Raw genomic sequence first — 15,439 nt, 5'->3', positions numbered from 1 at the left:
CGCTTTCGTGCTGCCGAACCGATATGGGGCGACAATAGTGGAGATTCGAGGGGTGAACCCTCAAATCCCCACACTTTTTCGTGTTCGACCTGCGTCGGGACGTTCCGTCGCACGCCTTTTGCATCAGGCTCGCCCCTTTTTGAGGGGGCAAGCCAGGATCTCGGGCCTGCTTACGCTCGCCCGAGACCTCGCCAGTAAGCGGTGCTTACTTGAGCTCGACCTTCGCGCCAGCCTTCTCGAGCTGGACCTTGATCTTGTCGGCTTCGTCCTTGTTCACGCCTTCCTTGACAGGCTTCGGCGCGCCCTCGACGAGGTCCTTTGCTTCCTTCAGGCCCAGGCCGGTGATGGCGCGGACTTCCTTGATGACCTCGATCTTCTTGTCGCCGGCGCTGGCGAGAACGACCGTGAACTCGGTCTTCTCTTCCGCCGGAGCGGCGGCAGCGCCACCACCAGCCGGGCCGGCCACGGCGACAGCCGCGGCAGCCGAAACGCCCCACTTTTCTTCGAGGAGCTTCGCCAGTTCAGCAGCTTCGAGCACGGTGAGGCTCGAGAGGTCGTCAACGATCTTCTGCAAGTCAGCCATTGTTCAGTTTCCTTACGTGTAAGTCTGGTTCGGGTTTGAGTTTTGCGAAGGGCGTCAGGCCGCTTCGCCCTTTGAGGCATGAGCCTGGATGACGCGCGCGAGCTTGCCCGCGGGCGCATTGGCGAGCTGAGCGATCTTGGTCGCCGGGGCCACAAGCAGGCCGACGATCTTGGCGCGCAGTTCATCAAGCGACGGCAGCGAGGCAAGCGCCTTCACGCCGTCGACATTCAGGACGGTCTTCCCCATCGAGCCGCCGACGATGACGAACTTTTCGTTCGCCTTGGCGAATTCGATGGCGACCTTTGGCGCCGCTACCGGATCGTTCGAAGTGGCGATCACAGTCGGTCCCTTCAGCATGGGGCCGATGGCAATGACGTCAGTGCCTTCAAGAGCAATTTTGGCGAGACGGTTCTTCGAGACCTTCACCGAAGCGCCAGCCTGCTTCATCTGCATGCGCAGCTTCTGCATCTGGGCGACGGTCAGGCCGGAATATTGAGCAACGACCGCGACGCTCGTGGTCTTGAAGACCCCGTTGAGCTGTTCGACCGCTTCCTTTTTTGCCGCTCGTTCCACAGCAAGCTCTTTCCGGTTGGCGGTCATCGCGAAAAGCGGGACCGCCGGGTTGCACCCATCGCCCCACCCAAAACCTGAACCTCCGGGTCAAAACCCATCGGACACGCGCCGGGCGAGACGACGATTCAAAGCCTGCCCTCCGGGAGCTCGTGAGAGCCCACGGCGTGTCGAGGTCCGAACCAGACCCGTTTCGCAACCACCCTTAAGGTGGAAGGCGAAGTGAAATCCGGTCTTCACCCGTCTATGCAGGCCATGCGATTAAGCCGTTGAGAAGTCGAAACTTCCCGCGAGCGCCTGCAGTCTTGGACAGGACAAGGTCAGCCGGCGAACCGTCCGACCCCTGCCCGCACTCCACCAACCGACGGGTTTTCCTTCCTTTTCGGGCAAATCCTCAAGGACGTTCCTGAAAAGGAATGATCTCCTGTCGTGTCGGGTTTTCGAAATGCGTGCACGAACGCGCCAGCCGAGGCCGGCACGTCCGGAAGCGGTTCTTTAACCGCTCTCCGCCTGCTTGCCAAGAGCAAAATTCACACCAGTTCCAATCTGTTGCCCTGGGCGCTTGATCCGGGTCGATAAGGACCGATTCAGGCCGATTTGACCTCATGAGGCAGCGGCTTGCCCTCGAAAAACGCCGTCAGGTTCGCGAGCACGCAGTTCTGCATGGCGACGTGCGATTCGAGGGTGTGGCCGCCGATATGGGGCGCGAACACCACGTTCGGGAGCGCGGTCAGAGCGTCGGGCGCGTGCGGTTCCTTTTCGAAGACGTCGAGGCCGGCGCCGGCGATGGTCTTGTCGGTCAGGGCCGCCACGAGCGCCTCCTCGTCGATCACCGAGCCACGGGAGATGTTGACGACGTAGCCGTTCGCCCCGAGACGCTTGAGGATATCGGCATTGACGACGTGCTGGGTCTCGGCCCCTGCCCGAACCGCGATCATCAGCACGCTGCACCAATCGGCCAGAGCCTCCAGCGTCGGGAAATATTGGTACGGCAGATCGTATTTGCTGCGGCTGAAATAGCCGACCTCGCTCTCGAAGGCGGCGCAGCGGCCTGCGATCTTGCGACCGATCTCGCCCATGCCGTAGACGCCGATACGGCGGCCGGGCATGCCGGCCTGCGGGCGCATCATCGGCGATTGCTTCGACGCCGCCCAGTCGCCGCTGCGGACATATTGGTCGGCGACGAGGATCCGGCGGGTCGTCGCCAGCATCAGGGTCATCGCGATGTCGGCGACCGAAGCGGCATTGGCGCCCGGGCTGTGGCCGACTGCGATGTTGCGACTGGCTGCCGCCTTCAGGTCGACACCGTCATAGCCGGTGCCGTAGCAGACGATGGCACCGAGTTTTGGAAACATATCCATCGCCTCGGCACCGAGCGGCGAGCCGCCTGCGGTCAGCAGTGCGCGGATGCCACTGAGCTCCTCCGCCGAAAACACCTCCCAAGCGGGCTTGCCACCGGTGTCGAGCAATTCGAACCGCTCGGCAAAGCGCGCCATCATCGTCTTGGGAAAGCGCGAATAGATCAGGACCTTGTCAGCCATTGCTCTTGTTTCCGGTGAGCCCTGCCACAAACGACGAGGGGCGGAATCGGTTGCCCAATTCCGCCCCTCGCCTCATGCAATTTCCAGACTTAGCCGAGAATGGTGCCCGGCTCGACCTTCACGCCCGGGCCCATCGTCGAGGACACCGCAACGCGCTGGATGTAGGTGCCCTTGGAACCGGCCGGCTTCGCCTTCGAGACAGCATCGGCGAGAGCCTTGATGTTCTCGACCAGCTTCTCCTCGGAGAACGAGGCCTTGCCGACGCCTGCCTGCAGGATGCCGGCCTTCTCGACCCGGAACTCGACCGAGCCGCCCTTGGCACCCTTCACCGCACCGGTGACGTCCATGGTCACGGTGCCGATCTTCGGGTTCGGCATCAGGCCGCGCGGGCCCAGCACCTTACCGAGACGGCCGACCAGCGGCATCATGTCGGGGGTGGCGATGCAGCGGTCGAAATCGATCGAGCCGTTCTGCACCTTCTCGACCAGGTCTTCGGCGCCGACGACGTCGGCACCCGCAGCCTTGGCCTCATCGGCCTTGGCGCCGCGGGCAAACACGCCGACGCGGAGCGTACGGCCGGTGCCGTTCGGCAGGGTCACGACGCCACGGACCATCTGATCGGCGTGACGCGGATCGACGCCGAGATTGATCGCGACCTCGATGGTCTCGTCGAACTTCGCTTTCGCGCGTTCCTTGACCATCTTGATGGCGTCCGCGAGCGGGTAAAGCTTTTCGCGGTCAACACCTTCGCGGGCTTTGTTCAAACGCTTTCCGATTGCCATGACCGCTTACCCCGCCACTTCCAGGCCCATCGAACGGGCAGAGCCCTCGACCATCTTCATGGCCGACTCGATGGAATCGCAATTGAGATCCTTCATCTTCTTCTCGGCGATCTCGCGCACCTGCGCCTTGGTCACCTTGCCGGCCTTGTCGCGGCCCGGCGCCTTCGAGCCGGACTGGATCTTGGCGGCCTGCTTGAGGAAGAAGGACATCGGGGGCGTCTTCATCTCGAACGTGAACGAACGATCGGCGTAGATCGTGATCACGACGGGAATCGGGGTGTTCTTCTCTTCCTTCTGGGTCTGGGCGTTGAACGCCTTGCAGAACTCCATGATGTTGAGACCGCGCTGACCGAGCGCGGGACCGATCGGGGGCGAAGGATTCGCCGCACCGGCCGGGACCTGAAGCTTCAGGTATCCGGTCACTTTCTTTGCCATGTATCACTCCTGTTGTGCCGGCTGGCTGCCAGCGGTTTCAGGTTCGTGGTCTGGGTCGGATGCGGCTGGCAACCGCCCTCTCCCTCCCACGGCCTCTCTTTGCGCGAAGCTTTTCGGCTTCACGCGCTACCCGGTCAGACCTTCTCGACCTGACCGAATTCCAGTTCGACCGGCGTGGCACGGCCGAAGATCGACACCGCGACCTTCACGCGCGAGCGCGCCTCGTCGATTTCCTCGACGACACCCGAGAACGAGGCGAACGGGCCATCGGCCACGCGCACGTTCTCGCCGATCTCGAACGACACCGACGCCTTCGGCCGTTCCACGCCCTCCTGCACCTGGTGCAGGATGCGCATGGCCTCGGATTCCGAGATCGGCATCGGCTTGTTTTCGGCGCCGAGGAAGCCCGTGACCTTCGGCGTGTTCTTGATCAGGTGAAACGCTTCGTCGGTCAGCTTCATCTTCACCAGCACGTAGCCGGGGAAGAACTTGCGCTCGGCGTCGATCTTGCGGCCGCGGCGCACTTCCGTGACCTTCTCGGTCGGAACCAGCACCAGCTCGAACAGCTCCTCAAGCCCGCGCTGCTTGGCCTGCTCGCGGATCGATTCGGCGACCTTCTTCTCGAAGTTCGAGTAGGCGTGGACGATGTACCAGCGCTTGTCGGACAGTTGAGCGGTTGCGGTTGCCATCAGTGAATGCCCAGAAGGTAAGTGATGAGGACACGGATGATCTGGTCGGCGGCGAAGAAGAAGATCGAGGCCACGGCGACCATGACGAACACCATGATGGTGGTGATCGTGGTCTCGCGGCGGGTCGGCCAGGTGACCTTGGCGGTCTCCGAGCGCACTTCCTGCAAGAACTTGAACGGGCTGACTGCCATCGTTTTGATGTCCAACGTCCGTAGACAGACGCGAATGAATTTCAGGGATCCGAACAGCCGCCGTTGGCCCAGCCCTCTGTCTCGAAGGATGAGCCGGAAACCGGGCTCGATTGTTCGGGGATTTCAAAGCCGCGCCGGAGATCCGCGTCTAACGGGCCGGCTGCGAGTGCGGGGTATCTACTGCGGATAGGACCAAAGGTCAAGATATAGAGGGCCAGACTGGACCAGCCGACCTTCCCGGGCGCTAGAGTAGAGCCCAGCCGGATCAAAGGCTTATCCACCCACCCTTCAGGGCGCAATCGCAGCGCCCGTCCGGTTCCTCCCAGACGCTCCCCCGGAGCGTCCGCCTCGGCCCTATTGCGCGGGTCAGTCGGCCCGCTCGACCATGGAAATGCCCGGCAGCGGCACCACGAACTTTCCGCCTTCGGCGAAGTAGCGGGCGTGCTTGGCCCGGATCGGGTCGACGTAGCGCCAGGCGAAGACGACGACGAACGCCGGCTTGCGCTCGTAAAGAGCCGCAGGCGGCAGGATCGGGATATCGTAACCCGGGCCGGCCATCACGTTCCCCTTCTTGGGATCGTCGTCGACCAGGAAGTCGATCTTGTTCTCCAGACCGAACTGGGGCAGCAGCGTCGTGGTGCCGACCGAGACGCCGTAGCCGGCAACGAGCTGCCCACGCGCATGAGCGGCATCAGCCATCGCGACCAGCTCGTCGCGGATCGCGGCGATCCGCTTCACATAGGGCGCATAATAGGCCGGCTGATCGACGCCCAGCCGTTCTTCCTCGGCGACGAAGCGCGCGACCTCAGCCGACGGCTTCTTGGCGCCGCCGGCGCGCTGCACGGTCACGCGGATCGAGCCCCCCTTGGTCCAGATGTGCTGGACGTCGATCAGCTCCATGCCGAGCCGGGCAAAGAAACGGATCAGCGGCTTGATGTTAAAATACGACAGATGCTCGTGATAGACGGTGTCGAGCAGGTTCTTCTCGGTGACGTCGACGCCGTATTGCGTTTCGAAGACGAACAATCCGTCCGGCGCAAGCACGTCGCGAACCCCGATCACCAGCGGATCGAGATTGTCGACATTGGCGATCATGTTGTTGGCGATCACGACGCTCGCCGCACCGTGGCTCTGCAGGATGCGGTGACCGATGGCATCTGTGAAGAAATCGCCGATGGTCTCGATCCCCGCCTCCGTCGCGCGCTTCGCGATGTCCACAGCGGGATCGACACCCAACACCCGCATGCCGCGCTCTTTGAAGAAGCCGAGCAGCGATCCGTCGTTGCTGCCGAGCTCGACGACCAGCGAGCCCGGCGCGACACCGAAGCGGCTGACGACGTCGTTGGCGTAGCCGGCGAAGTGCTCCCGCAGACCGAGCGAGAGCGAAGTGGTGTAGACGTAGTTGCGGTACTGGATCTCGGGATTACCGACATGGAGAATCTGGAGATGGCCGCAATCCCTGCACAGATGCAGCGCCATCGGCACCGCGGCGCGGAACACCGGATCGTCGACGCTGGCGTCCGGGACCTGGAAGTTCGGCGTGCCGATCGGCATGCCTGCCATCGGGACGACAAGCTCCTGCTTGTCCGAATGACAAAGGCGGCAGGTGTGGCGGACGTAGAACAGGTTTTTCATCGTGGAACCGAAAAATGAGATACGCGATCGGGTGAGGCAATCCCACCCTGTGAAGACCAGACCGCCAGCAACGGGCTCAAGCGGGTCATGGGTGGCTCGAGACTTCCTTGCCCAGCCCGTCGTAGCTGGGGGCTTCCTCCGCCGCCTTGGCGGCCTTGTCCGCTGAATACGATCCGCGCTCCGGACTTGCCAGCCAGATCGCGCCGCCGACGAGCCCGATGATCACGCTGATGGCGCCCAGCAGCAGCGAAACCGACAGCGCTTCCTCGGAAGGAACGCCCGCCAGACCGAGGCAGGCGACCATCGCCCCCTCGCGAACGCCCCAGCCGCTGATCGAGATCGGGACCGCGGTCAACAGCACCACGGGCGGAATCAGGATGCCGGCGTCCACCACCGAGAGCTGCGCTCCGACACCGCGCGCCAGAGCGAAGCAGGCCGCCGCGGTCACGAGATGGATGAGCAGCGCCGACCCGAACAGCAAAGCACGGCGCTCGGACTGCAGGAGGAGAAACCTGACCAGCGCTCCGAACCGGACGAAGCTTGCGATCGCCGGATGGGCGATGAGGCGCTTGGGCAGACGGTCGAGCGTCAACAGAACCACGGTGCCGGCGACGCCGGCCAGCGTCAGACCGCCGATGGCCAGAATGGCGGCATGATCGGACACGCGGGACAACAGGAACGGCAATCCGGCCACCATCAGCGCGATCAGCCCGATCAACGCCGTGAAACGGTCGGCCGCAACGCCCTTGACCGCCTCCGGCCACTGCACGCCGCGCTGGCGCAGCAGCCACATCCGCACCGCATCACCGCCGACCGAGGACGGCAACACTTGGTTGAACCAGAGGCTGATCATGAGGATCCGCCAGCCCGCGAGCCAGTCCAGCGACACGCCGAGCGCGCGCATAATCAGCTCCCATCGGCCGTTGAGCACGAAGGTCTGGAAGAAAATCAACGCCAGCGCCAGGACGAACAGCAAAGGATCGACCGAGACGAGATGGCTGCGCAACCGCTGCAGATCGAGACCGCGCGCGATGTAGACCAGCACGGCAATCGACAGCAGCAGCTTTATCGAAAACAGGGCCGCCTGTTTGAACCGCGACTGCATCGGATGCCCGCCTCAGGATGCCGGATATTCCGCGCGACCGATCACGAGGTCGATCGCGGCCATCATCCAGAACTGGTGCGTGGTCTCGACAATGTTGTAGCTGCGGCTATCGACGAAGAAATTGACGTCGCCGAGATTGCGCAGCGGATTGTCCGCATTCATGCCCGACAGCGTGATCACGTCGAGCTTCATCGTCCGCGCCTGCGCAACCGCGTTGAGGATGTTCTTCGAGCGCCCCGACGAACTGATCGCGACGAGACAGTCGCCGGCACGCGCGCTCAGCCGCACGGCGTGCGCGATCCAGTCCTCGAACCCGTAATCGTTGGCAAGGCACGACATCATGCTCGCGTCGCTGAAGCAGAGCGCAGGCACCGATGCGTTCTTTGCCAGATCGATCGCCAGATGCGAAGCGATGCCGGCCGAGCCGCCATTACCGATGAAAATGACGCGACCGCCCTGCTCGCGCGCGCGCAACCAAGTGGCGCGGGTGGCGGAGATTGCGGCGAAAGCGCCGTCGTCGACCGCCGTCGCGCGATGGAGGCGCCCCACGTAATCGTCGAGGAAAGCCTTGTGATCGGGATCGACGGACACGGCGGGCATGGGCTGGCGGCTCGATTGCAACATGACCGGGTGATACCGGCTATTACCAAGGATTGCAAAGGTATAATACTTGCAAAGTCGGCGAGCGGCTGGTAGTCGGCTTTCGGGTTTCACTCAACATTGGCGGGCCTGTTTCGCTGGGCATTCGCGTCACGGATGTTCCTCATGAAATGCATCGTTACTGGCGGCGCCGGTTTCATTGGAAGTCACCTCGTCGATCGTCTCCTCGACGACGGCCACGAGGTCATCGCGCTCGATAATTTCGTGATCGGGCGCCCCGAAAATCTGGCCGCACGCGCCGGTTCGAGCCAGTTGAAGGTCGTGCGGGCCGACGTCACCGATCTCGAGTCGATCAAGCCGTATTTCCACGGTATCGACTGGGTCTTCCATCTCGCGGCGCTGGCCGACATCGTTCCCTCGATCGAGTCCCCGATCCCGTATCATCGCGCCAATGTCGACGGCACGGTCAACGTTCTCGAAGCGGCGCGGCACGCGGGCGCCAAGCGCTTCGTCTACGCCGCCTCGTCGTCCTGTTACGGCATTCCCGACGTCTATCCGACGCCGGAGAGCGCCGAGATCCGGCCGATGTATCCCTACGCGCTTACCAAGAATCTCGGCGAGCAGTGCGTCATGCACTGGTGCCAGGTCTACAAGCTGCCTGCGGTCGCGCTGCGCCTGTTCAACGTGTACGGGCCGCGCCATCGCACCACGGGCACCTATGGTGCGGTGTTCGGCGTCTTCATGGCGCAGAAGCTTGCCGGAAAGCCCTTCACCGTGGTCGGCGACGGCGAGCAGACGCGCGATTTTACCTTCGTCAGCGACGTCGCGGACGCCTTCGTGACCGCCGCGCGCTCCGATATCTCGCACGAGATATTCAATGTCGGCTCTGACAACACCTACAGCGTCAACCGGCTGGTCGAGCTTCTCGGCGGCGACAAGGTCCACATTCCCAAGCGACCGGGCGAGCCCGATTGCACCTACGCCGACATCACTGAGATCAAGCGGGTCCTGAACTGGACGCCGAAGGTGAAATTCGAGGACGGCGTCGCGACGATGCTGAAGTCGATGGATCAGTACAAGGACGCGCCTCTCTGGACGGTCGACAAGATCGCCGACGCCACCAAGGACTGGTTCAAATATCTCGGTGACGACGACGGCTCGCCGCAGAAGGCAAGCTCTTGAACAGGCTCGCCGGATATCGTTGCTGCGAGTCGATCATTTCAGTCCGGCCATCTGAGACCTGCCGGCGCTTTGGGTAATCCACATGGGTAATGCTGCGACAGACAAGCCGACCGGCCATCCGGCACCGCACGACAAGATCAGGACGATCGAGGAGGTGGGCGAGATTGCGCGCGCCGCGCAGGCCAAGGGCCAGACCGTCGCGCTCTGCCACGGCGTGTTCGATCTGGTGCATCTCGGCCACGTCCGGCACATCCTGGCGGCGCGCAACGAGGCCGACGTGGTCATCGTGACCATCACCGCCGACCGTTTCGTCAACAAAGGCCCGGGACGGCCGATCTTTCCGGAAAACATGCGCGCCGAGATGCTGGCCGCGCTCGGCACGGTCGACTGGGTCGGCATCAACCGGACCTCCAGCGCCGAGCCGGTCCTCGATGCCGTGCGCCCCGACATCTACGTGAAGGGCTCGGACTACGAAAACCCAGAGGATGACGTCACCGGCAAGATCGCCACCGAGCGCGAGGCCGTCGAACGTCATGGCGGACGGATCGTCTTCACGCGCGACGTCACCTTCTCTTCCTCGTCGCTGCTGAACCGCTATTTCGACATCTACGATCCCCCCCTGCGCGACTACCTCCAGAAGGTACGCGAAGGCGGCGGCGCCGAACGCCTGCTGAAGCTGATCGACAAGATCCAGGACATGCACGTCGTGCTGGTCGGCGATACCATCATCGACGAATACCAGTACGTCACGGCGCTGGGGAAGGCTTCGAAGGAGAACATCGTCGCCACCCTGCTCAAGAATGGCGAGCAATTTGCCGGCGGCGTCATTGCTGCGGCCAATCACGTGGCGAGCTTCTGCAAGTCGGTGGAGATCGTCACGACGCTCGGTGGCAATGACTACCCCGAGGAGTTCATTCGCGCGCATGTCCGCCCGAATGTCACGCTGACACCGATCCGCATTCAGGGCCGACCGACGACCCGTAAATTGCGGTACGTCGAGATGGGCTACCTGCACAAGCTCTTCGAAGTCTACACCATGGACGACACGCCGCTCGACGAGGCCGAGCGCAAGGAGATCGACCGAATCACCGCCGAGCGCGTTCGTGGCGGGGACGTGGTGATCGTCACCGATTTCGGTCACGGCATGATCGCGTCCAGCACCATCGACACGCTCATCGCGAACTCCAAGTTCCTGGCGGTCAACGCCCAGAGCAACAGCGGCAACCACGGCTATAATCTTATCACCAAGTATCCGCGAGCCGACTACGTCTGCATCGACGCGCCGGAAGCGCGGCTGGCCGCGACCGACAAGTTCAGCGACATCGCGTCGGTGATCGAGAATCGCCTGCACAGCAAGATCGATTGCGACAACATGATCATCACGCACGGCTCCTTCGGCTGCTACCCCTTCTCGTCGAAGACCGGCGTCGCGCGCGTGCCCGCATTCACCAAGACCGTCGTCGACACGGTCGGCGCCGGCGATGCCTTCCTGACGATCACGGCGCCACTGGTGGCGGCCGGCGGCAATATCGAGGACGTCGCCTTCATCGGCAACGCGGCGGGCGCGATCAAGGTCGGCATTGTCGGTCACCGCAACTCGGTCGAAAAGGCGCCGCTGGTCAAATTCGTCACCGCGCTATTGAAGTAACGCGAGCGGGAAATCTGGAGAACGACAGTGATTGATCAGAAATGGAACGTGATGGTCACCGGTGGCGCCGGCTATGTCGGCAGCGTGCTGGTTCCCCAGTTGCTGGCAGCGGGCCACAAGGTCACGGTGCTCGACCTGTTCATGTACGGCGAATCCGTCTTCGACGCGGTTCGCAACAATCCGAACCTTCGCCTGATCAAGGGCGACATCCGCGATGAGGCCGCGATCAACGAGGCCCTGCGCGGCAACAATGCGGTGATCCACCTCGCCTGCATCTCCAACGATCCCTCGTTCGAGCTCGATCCGGGGCTCGGCAAGTCCATCAACTACGACTGCTTCCGGCCGATGGTGCGCGCCGCGAAGAAGGCCGGCATCAAGCGCTTCATCTACGCCTCCTCGTCCAGCGTCTATGGCATCAAGGACGAGGCCGAGGTGACCGAGGAACTGTCCTGCGAGCCGCTCACGGACTACTCCAAATTCAAGGCGATGTGCGAGACCGACCTCGCCGAAGAGGCTGCGTCCGGCTTCGTCACCTGCACGGTTCGTCCCGCCACCGTCTGCGGCTACGCACCGCGGCAGCGCCTCGACGTCGTCGTCAACATCCTGACCAACCTCGCGGTCAACACCGGCCGCATCCGCGTGTTCGGCGGAACGCAGAAGCGGCCCAACCTGCACATCGAGGACATGTCGGCCGCCTATCTGTTCCTGCTGCAGCAGGATGACGCGAAGATCGACGGCAAGACCTACAATATCGGCTACGAGAACCACTCGCTGATGAAGATCGCCGACATCGTCAAATCGGTGGTCGGAAACAACGTCGACGTGGCCGTCGAGCCGACCGACGATCTGCGCTCCTATCACGTCTCCTCGGAGAAGATCCGCCGCGAGCTCGGATTTGCACCAACGCACACGATCGAGCAGGCCGTGTCCGGCCTCGTGGACGCCTTCAGGTCCGGCCGCCTGCCGAACTCGCTGAACGATCCCCGGTATTTCAACATCAAGATGATGCAGAACATCAGCCTGAAGTGAGCGGCGTGCGGATCGGCATCGATTTCGACAACACGATCATCTGCTACGACAAGGTCTTTGCCGCCGCGGCGCGTCAGCGCGACCTGGTGCCGGAGGGCTGGGAGGGGCTGAAGAACGATGTGCGGGATCTCTTGCGGTCCCGCACGGGTGGCGAGCTCGCCTGGCAAGGCCTGCAAGGCTTCGTCTACGGCAAGGGCATTGGCGGCGCCGAAATCTATCCGGGCGTGCGCGAATTCCTCGCGGCGTGCAGACAGGCCGGCGCCAGGGTGTACATCGTCAGCCACAAGACCCGATTTGGTCATCAGGACCCCGACCATACCGACCTGCGCGAGGCCGCACGCGGCTGGCTGCGTGGCGCCGGCCTCATCGACGCTGCGGAGGCGGCGGTGGCCAGCGGCGATGTTTATTTCGAGGACACGATGGCCGCCAAGGTCGACAGGCTCGCGAGCCTGGAGCTGGACATCTTCATCGACGATCTCGTCGAGGTCTTCGAGCAGCCGCATTTCCCGAAGGACACGCGATCGATCCTGTTCACGCGCTCGCAGTCCCCGCACCCCGAACATTGCAAGCCGATCGCGACATGGGCCGGCATCCGCGACGAGGTGTTTGCGGCATGAGCGAGCCCGACATCAGCGCAGCGGATGCGATCTCGATCGGCAGCCGCCTTGCCGGAGCAACGGTCGCGGCCGCTCACCCGGCGCGGTCCGGCGGCAACAACAGGGTGTTTCGGCTGGAGATGGCGGAGGGCCGACCCCTCGCCCTCAAGCATTATCCGTCCGACGGACGCGATCGGCTGGGACAGGAATATGACGCACTGACGTTTCTGTCGCGCCACGACATCAATTCGACACCACGGCCCATCGCAAAGGACGCCGATGCGTTCTGCGCGCTGTATCAATGGTTCGACGGCGAGGCGGCGGTGCTGCATCCCCAGGCCGACGATGCGGACCAGCTGGCCGATTTCCTGATCGAATTGCAGAAGCTCCGCGACGCCGAAGGTGCACAGACCTTGCGGAACGCGTCGGCCAGCATCTTTTCGCCCGAGGAAGCCATCGCCCAGTACGAGCAGCGCCTCGACGGGTTGACGCGCGAGTCGCAGGATCACCCCGAGCTGCGTACATTCATCGACGGCAGCCTGGTTCCCAGCACTGCCACCGCCATTCAGCGGCTCCGCCAGCGCTATGCGGAACTGGGGCGGGATCCCGCCGCGGACCTCTTGCCCGCGCATCGCGCATTGAGCCCGTCCGACTTCGGACTGCACAACGCGCTGCGCGGCGAAGACGGCCGCCTGCGCTTCATCGACTTCGAATATTTCGGCTGGGACGATCCGGTCAAATTGCTGTCCGATACCGCGATCCACCCCGGCAGCGATCTGCCCGCAACAAGCGCGAATCGCCTCATCGAACGCCTCACGCAAGCCTTCGCGGCTAGGGATGACGCGTTTGCGATCCGCCGTGACGTACTGTATCCTGTGTTCGGGGCGATCTGGTGCCTGATTGTCCTTAATGCCTATTTGCCCGAAAGCCGCTCCCGGCGCGCCTTGGCTGCGCAAGGTGGCGATCTGACGGTCCGCCTTGCCGGTCAGCTCGACAAAGCACGCCGGCTTCATCAAACGATTTGCCAACGTGATCCAGATCTCACCCCACGCTGAAGCCGCCCTCACCTGCACGCTGGACGAGCGCAGTCTCTATTTGCGCCGCCTGGTCCTCGGTTCTGTCCGCTCCGCGGGACGCGGCCATGTCGGTCCGGCCCTGTCGCTGATCGAAATGGTCCGCGTGCTCTACGACGACATCCTGCGGATCGATCCGAACAACCCGCGCGATCCCGAACGCGACCGCGCCATCCTCAGCAAGGGGCACGGTTGCCTGGCGCTCTACGCGCTGCTCGCCGATCGCGGCTTCTTCCCGCTATCGGAGCTCGACGGCTTTTGCGGCTCCGACAGTATCTTGGGCGGACATCCCGAATACGGCATGGTGCCGGGTGTCGAGGCATCGACCGGCGCGCTCGGACACGGCCTGTCGATCGGCGTCGGCCTTGCGCTCGCCGCCCGCATGCGCGAGCGCAGCTACCGGACCTTCGTCCTGCTCGGCGACGGCGAGATCAACGAGGGATCGGTGTGGGAGGCCGCGATGGGCGCGGCCAAGCACGGGCTCGACAACCTCGTCGCGATGATCGACTACAACAAGCTTCAGAGCTACGGCCCCACCGACTACGTGCTGCCGCTGGAGCCGCTCGCGGACAAATGGCGCAGCTTCGGCTTTGCCGTGCAGGAGCTCAACGGCCACGACGTCGGCGCCCTGCGCACCGTCCTGAAGCAGGTCCCTGCCGTTCCGGGCAAGCCCACCGCGATCATCTGCCATACCGTCAAGGGCAAGGGTCTGCCGGCCGCGGAATCCAACGCCGATTGGCATCACAAGAACAAGCTGTCCGACAGCGAGCTCGACGCCATCCGCGTCGCCGTCGGCGATTTTTGATCGGCTCCCCATGCGCAACACCGCGATGAACATGGTCCACAAGCTCGCCGCGCGCGACGAGCGTGTGCTTTACATCGGCTCCGATCCCGGCGCCGGCACGCTGCGTGCGATGAGCAAGGAGTTTCCCAAGCGCCATCTGATCGAGGGCATTTCGGAAGCGCACATCATCGGCATGTCGGCTGGCCTGGCGATGGAGGGCTTCGTGCCCTACGTCAACACCATCGCGACATTCCTCACCCGCCGCTGCTACGAGCAGGTGGCCGTCGATCTCTGCCTGCACAATCTGCCGGTGCGGCTGATCGCCAATGGCGGCGGGCTGGTCTACGCACCGCTCGGTCCGACCCACCAGGCGATCGAGGACATCGCCATCATGCGGGCGCTGCCGAACATGACGGTGGTCTGCCCGTGCGACGCCGACGAGGCCGCGCGCATGATGGACAAGACGCTCGACTGGACCGGACCGATCTACATCCGGCTCGGCAAGGGCGGAGACGCCGTCGTCTCGAAGGCCGAGCACGGCTTTGAGATCGGCAAGGCCATCCTGATGCGCCCGCCGGGCGACGTTCTCATGGTGACGACCGGCATCATGCTCCAGCGCGCCATCGCCGCGGCCGACCTGCTGGCCGCGCAAGGCGTTCGCGCCGGCATCCTGCACATGCATACGGTGAAGCCGCTCGACACCGAAGCCCTGCTGCAGGCGATCCGCGGCATCAAGCTCGTGGCAACGCTGGAGGAGCACGTGCCCTCCGGCGGCCTCGGCAGTGCGGTCGCGGAGACGCTGATCGACAAGCTCGGCTCCGGCCTGCCAGCAATGCTGCGGCTGTCGCTGCCGGACCGCTTCATGCACAATTACGGCTCGCAGGACTCGCTGCTGAAGAAGCACGGCCTCGCGCCCAACGCCATCGCGACCTCGATCGAGCATGCGCTCGCGGCGTCGCGCACATCCTCCCCTCAACTTCATTCCACCTGACGGGT

At 63.7% G+C, this 15,439-nt stretch carries 17 protein-coding genes; 7 read left to right on the top strand and 10 right to left on the bottom strand.

Going from position 1 to position 15,439, the window contains the following annotated elements; translation table 11 throughout:
* Nucleotides 1-205 precede the first annotated feature (205 nt).
* The 10 genes from rplL to RAD10_RS15590 all read right to left on the bottom strand — a co-directional run bounded on the left by rplL (nucleotide 206) and on the right by RAD10_RS15590 (nucleotide 8,131).
* On the bottom strand, nucleotides 206-583 hold the full coding sequence (gene rplL / locus RAD10_RS15635) for a 50S ribosomal protein L7/L12 (protein ID WP_018322255.1): 378 nt from the start codon (nucleotides 581-583) through the stop codon (nucleotides 206-208).
* A 54-nt stretch (nucleotides 584-637) separates the two neighbouring features.
* Nucleotides 638-1,156: a 50S ribosomal protein L10 gene (gene rplJ, locus RAD10_RS15630; RefSeq protein ID WP_271594135.1), complete on the bottom strand. Its 519-nt coding sequence runs from the start codon at nucleotides 1,154-1,156 to the stop codon at nucleotides 638-640.
* A 584-nt stretch (nucleotides 1,157-1,740) separates the two neighbouring features.
* Nucleotides 1,741-2,694 carry a 2-hydroxyacid dehydrogenase gene (locus tag RAD10_RS15625; protein WP_461618211.1) on the bottom strand — a complete coding sequence of 318 codons (954 nt, stop codon included), beginning with the start codon at nucleotides 2,692-2,694 and terminating at the stop codon, nucleotides 1,741-1,743.
* An 89-nt stretch (nucleotides 2,695-2,783) separates the two neighbouring features.
* Entirely contained in the window at nucleotides 2,784-3,476 is a 693-nt protein-coding gene (gene rplA / locus RAD10_RS15620) for a 50S ribosomal protein L1 (RefSeq protein WP_014494487.1), read from the bottom strand.
* Between the two features lie 6 nt (nucleotides 3,477-3,482).
* Nucleotides 3,483-3,911 (bottom strand): 50S ribosomal protein L11, encoded by a 429-nt coding sequence (gene rplK, locus RAD10_RS15615; RefSeq protein ID WP_006611824.1) that lies wholly within the window; start codon nucleotides 3,909-3,911, stop codon nucleotides 3,483-3,485.
* 134 nt (nucleotides 3,912-4,045) lie between these two features.
* Nucleotides 4,046-4,600, bottom strand: a complete 555-nt coding sequence (gene nusG / locus RAD10_RS15610) for a transcription termination/antitermination protein NusG (protein WP_008136441.1) — start codon at nucleotides 4,598-4,600, stop codon at nucleotides 4,046-4,048.
* Entirely contained in the window at nucleotides 4,600-4,791 is a 192-nt protein-coding gene (gene secE / locus RAD10_RS15605; RefSeq protein ID WP_026202711.1) for a preprotein translocase subunit SecE, read from the bottom strand. Before secE ends, nusG begins: the two co-directional genes overlap by 1 nt.
* Nucleotides 4,792-5,157: 366 nt before the next feature.
* Nucleotides 5,158-6,426: a class I SAM-dependent methyltransferase gene (locus RAD10_RS15600; RefSeq protein WP_028141015.1), complete on the bottom strand. Its 1,269-nt coding sequence runs from the start codon at nucleotides 6,424-6,426 to the stop codon at nucleotides 5,158-5,160.
* An 85-nt stretch (nucleotides 6,427-6,511) separates the two neighbouring features.
* Nucleotides 6,512-7,531: a lysylphosphatidylglycerol synthase transmembrane domain-containing protein gene (locus RAD10_RS15595; RefSeq protein WP_461618210.1), complete on the bottom strand. Its 1,020-nt coding sequence runs from the start codon at nucleotides 7,529-7,531 to the stop codon at nucleotides 6,512-6,514.
* 12 nt (nucleotides 7,532-7,543) lie between these two features.
* On the bottom strand, nucleotides 7,544-8,131 hold the full coding sequence (locus tag RAD10_RS15590; protein ID WP_461618209.1) for an SIS domain-containing protein: 588 nt from the start codon (nucleotides 8,129-8,131) through the stop codon (nucleotides 7,544-7,546).
* Between the two features lie 165 nt (nucleotides 8,132-8,296).
* Between RAD10_RS15590 and RAD10_RS15585 the strand changes: the two genes are divergently transcribed.
* The 7 genes from RAD10_RS15585 to RAD10_RS15555 all read left to right on the top strand — a co-directional run bounded on the left by RAD10_RS15585 (nucleotide 8,297) and on the right by RAD10_RS15555 (nucleotide 15,434).
* Nucleotides 8,297-9,313, top strand: coding sequence for an SDR family oxidoreductase (locus RAD10_RS15585; RefSeq protein ID WP_461618208.1), 1,017 nt, complete (start codon nucleotides 8,297-8,299; stop codon nucleotides 9,311-9,313).
* A gap of 82 nt (nucleotides 9,314-9,395) precedes the next feature.
* The gene (locus RAD10_RS15580; protein WP_461618207.1) at nucleotides 9,396-10,961 is read left to right on the top strand and encodes a PfkB family carbohydrate kinase; all 1,566 of its coding nucleotides are present in this window, start codon (nucleotides 9,396-9,398) and stop codon (nucleotides 10,959-10,961) included.
* A gap of 27 nt (nucleotides 10,962-10,988) precedes the next feature.
* Entirely contained in the window at nucleotides 10,989-11,990 is a 1,002-nt protein-coding gene (locus RAD10_RS15575; protein ID WP_104461133.1) for an NAD-dependent epimerase/dehydratase family protein, read from the top strand.
* A 5-nt stretch (nucleotides 11,991-11,995) separates the two neighbouring features.
* Complete coding sequence (locus RAD10_RS15570; RefSeq protein ID WP_461618206.1) at nucleotides 11,996-12,607, top strand: hypothetical protein; 612 nt, start codon at nucleotides 11,996-11,998, stop codon at nucleotides 12,605-12,607.
* Nucleotides 12,604-13,641, top strand: coding sequence for an aminoglycoside phosphotransferase family protein (locus RAD10_RS15565; protein ID WP_461618205.1), 1,038 nt, complete (start codon nucleotides 12,604-12,606; stop codon nucleotides 13,639-13,641). Before RAD10_RS15570 ends, RAD10_RS15565 begins: the two co-directional genes overlap by 4 nt.
* On the top strand, nucleotides 13,616-14,464 hold the full coding sequence (locus RAD10_RS15560) for a transketolase (protein WP_461618204.1): 849 nt from the start codon (nucleotides 13,616-13,618) through the stop codon (nucleotides 14,462-14,464). Before RAD10_RS15565 ends, RAD10_RS15560 begins: the two co-directional genes overlap by 26 nt.
* 10 nt (nucleotides 14,465-14,474) lie before the next feature.
* Nucleotides 14,475-15,434 (top strand): transketolase family protein, encoded by a 960-nt coding sequence (locus tag RAD10_RS15555; protein WP_461618203.1) that lies wholly within the window; start codon nucleotides 14,475-14,477, stop codon nucleotides 15,432-15,434.
* Nucleotides 15,435-15,439 lie beyond the last annotated feature (5 nt).

Source organism: Bradyrhizobium sp. 23AC (assembly GCF_054863025.1).
Note: the sequence above shows the minus strand (reverse complement) of the source record. Positions and strands in the feature narration are given on the sequence as shown.

What these genes read in the sequence shown, in the direction of transcription:
- rplL (WP_018322255.1), bottom strand. Translation starts at nt 583, where the DNA reads ATGGCTGACTTGCAGAAGATCGTTGACGACCTCTCGAGCCTCACCGTG.
- RAD10_RS15625 (WP_461618211.1), bottom strand. Translation starts at nt 2,694, where the DNA reads ATGGCTGACAAGGTCCTGATCTATTCGCGCTTTCCCAAGACGATGATG.
- rplA (WP_014494487.1), bottom strand. Translation starts at nt 3,476, where the DNA reads ATGGCAATCGGAAAGCGTTTGAACAAAGCCCGCGAAGGTGTTGACCGC.
- rplK (WP_006611824.1), bottom strand. Translation starts at nt 3,911, where the DNA reads ATGGCAAAGAAAGTGACCGGATACCTGAAGCTTCAGGTCCCGGCCGGT.
- nusG (WP_008136441.1), bottom strand. Translation starts at nt 4,600, where the DNA reads ATGGCAACCGCAACCGCTCAACTGTCCGACAAGCGCTGGTACATCGTC.
- secE (WP_026202711.1), bottom strand. Translation starts at nt 4,791, where the DNA reads ATGGCAGTCAGCCCGTTCAAGTTCTTGCAGGAAGTGCGCTCGGAGACC.
- RAD10_RS15600 (WP_028141015.1), bottom strand. Translation starts at nt 6,426, where the DNA reads ATGAAAAACCTGTTCTACGTCCGCCACACCTGCCGCCTTTGTCATTCG.
- RAD10_RS15595 (WP_461618210.1), bottom strand. Translation starts at nt 7,531, where the DNA reads ATGCAGTCGCGGTTCAAACAGGCGGCCCTGTTTTCGATAAAGCTGCTG.
- RAD10_RS15590 (WP_461618209.1), bottom strand. Translation starts at nt 8,131, where the DNA reads ATGCCCGCCGTGTCCGTCGATCCCGATCACAAGGCTTTCCTCGACGAT.
- RAD10_RS15585 (WP_461618208.1), top strand. Translation starts at nt 8,297, where the DNA reads ATGAAATGCATCGTTACTGGCGGCGCCGGTTTCATTGGAAGTCACCTC.
- RAD10_RS15580 (WP_461618207.1), top strand. Translation starts at nt 9,396, where the DNA reads ATGGGTAATGCTGCGACAGACAAGCCGACCGGCCATCCGGCACCGCAC.
- RAD10_RS15565 (WP_461618205.1), top strand. Translation starts at nt 12,604, where the DNA reads ATGAGCGAGCCCGACATCAGCGCAGCGGATGCGATCTCGATCGGCAGC.
- RAD10_RS15555 (WP_461618203.1), top strand. Translation starts at nt 14,475, where the DNA reads ATGCGCAACACCGCGATGAACATGGTCCACAAGCTCGCCGCGCGCGAC.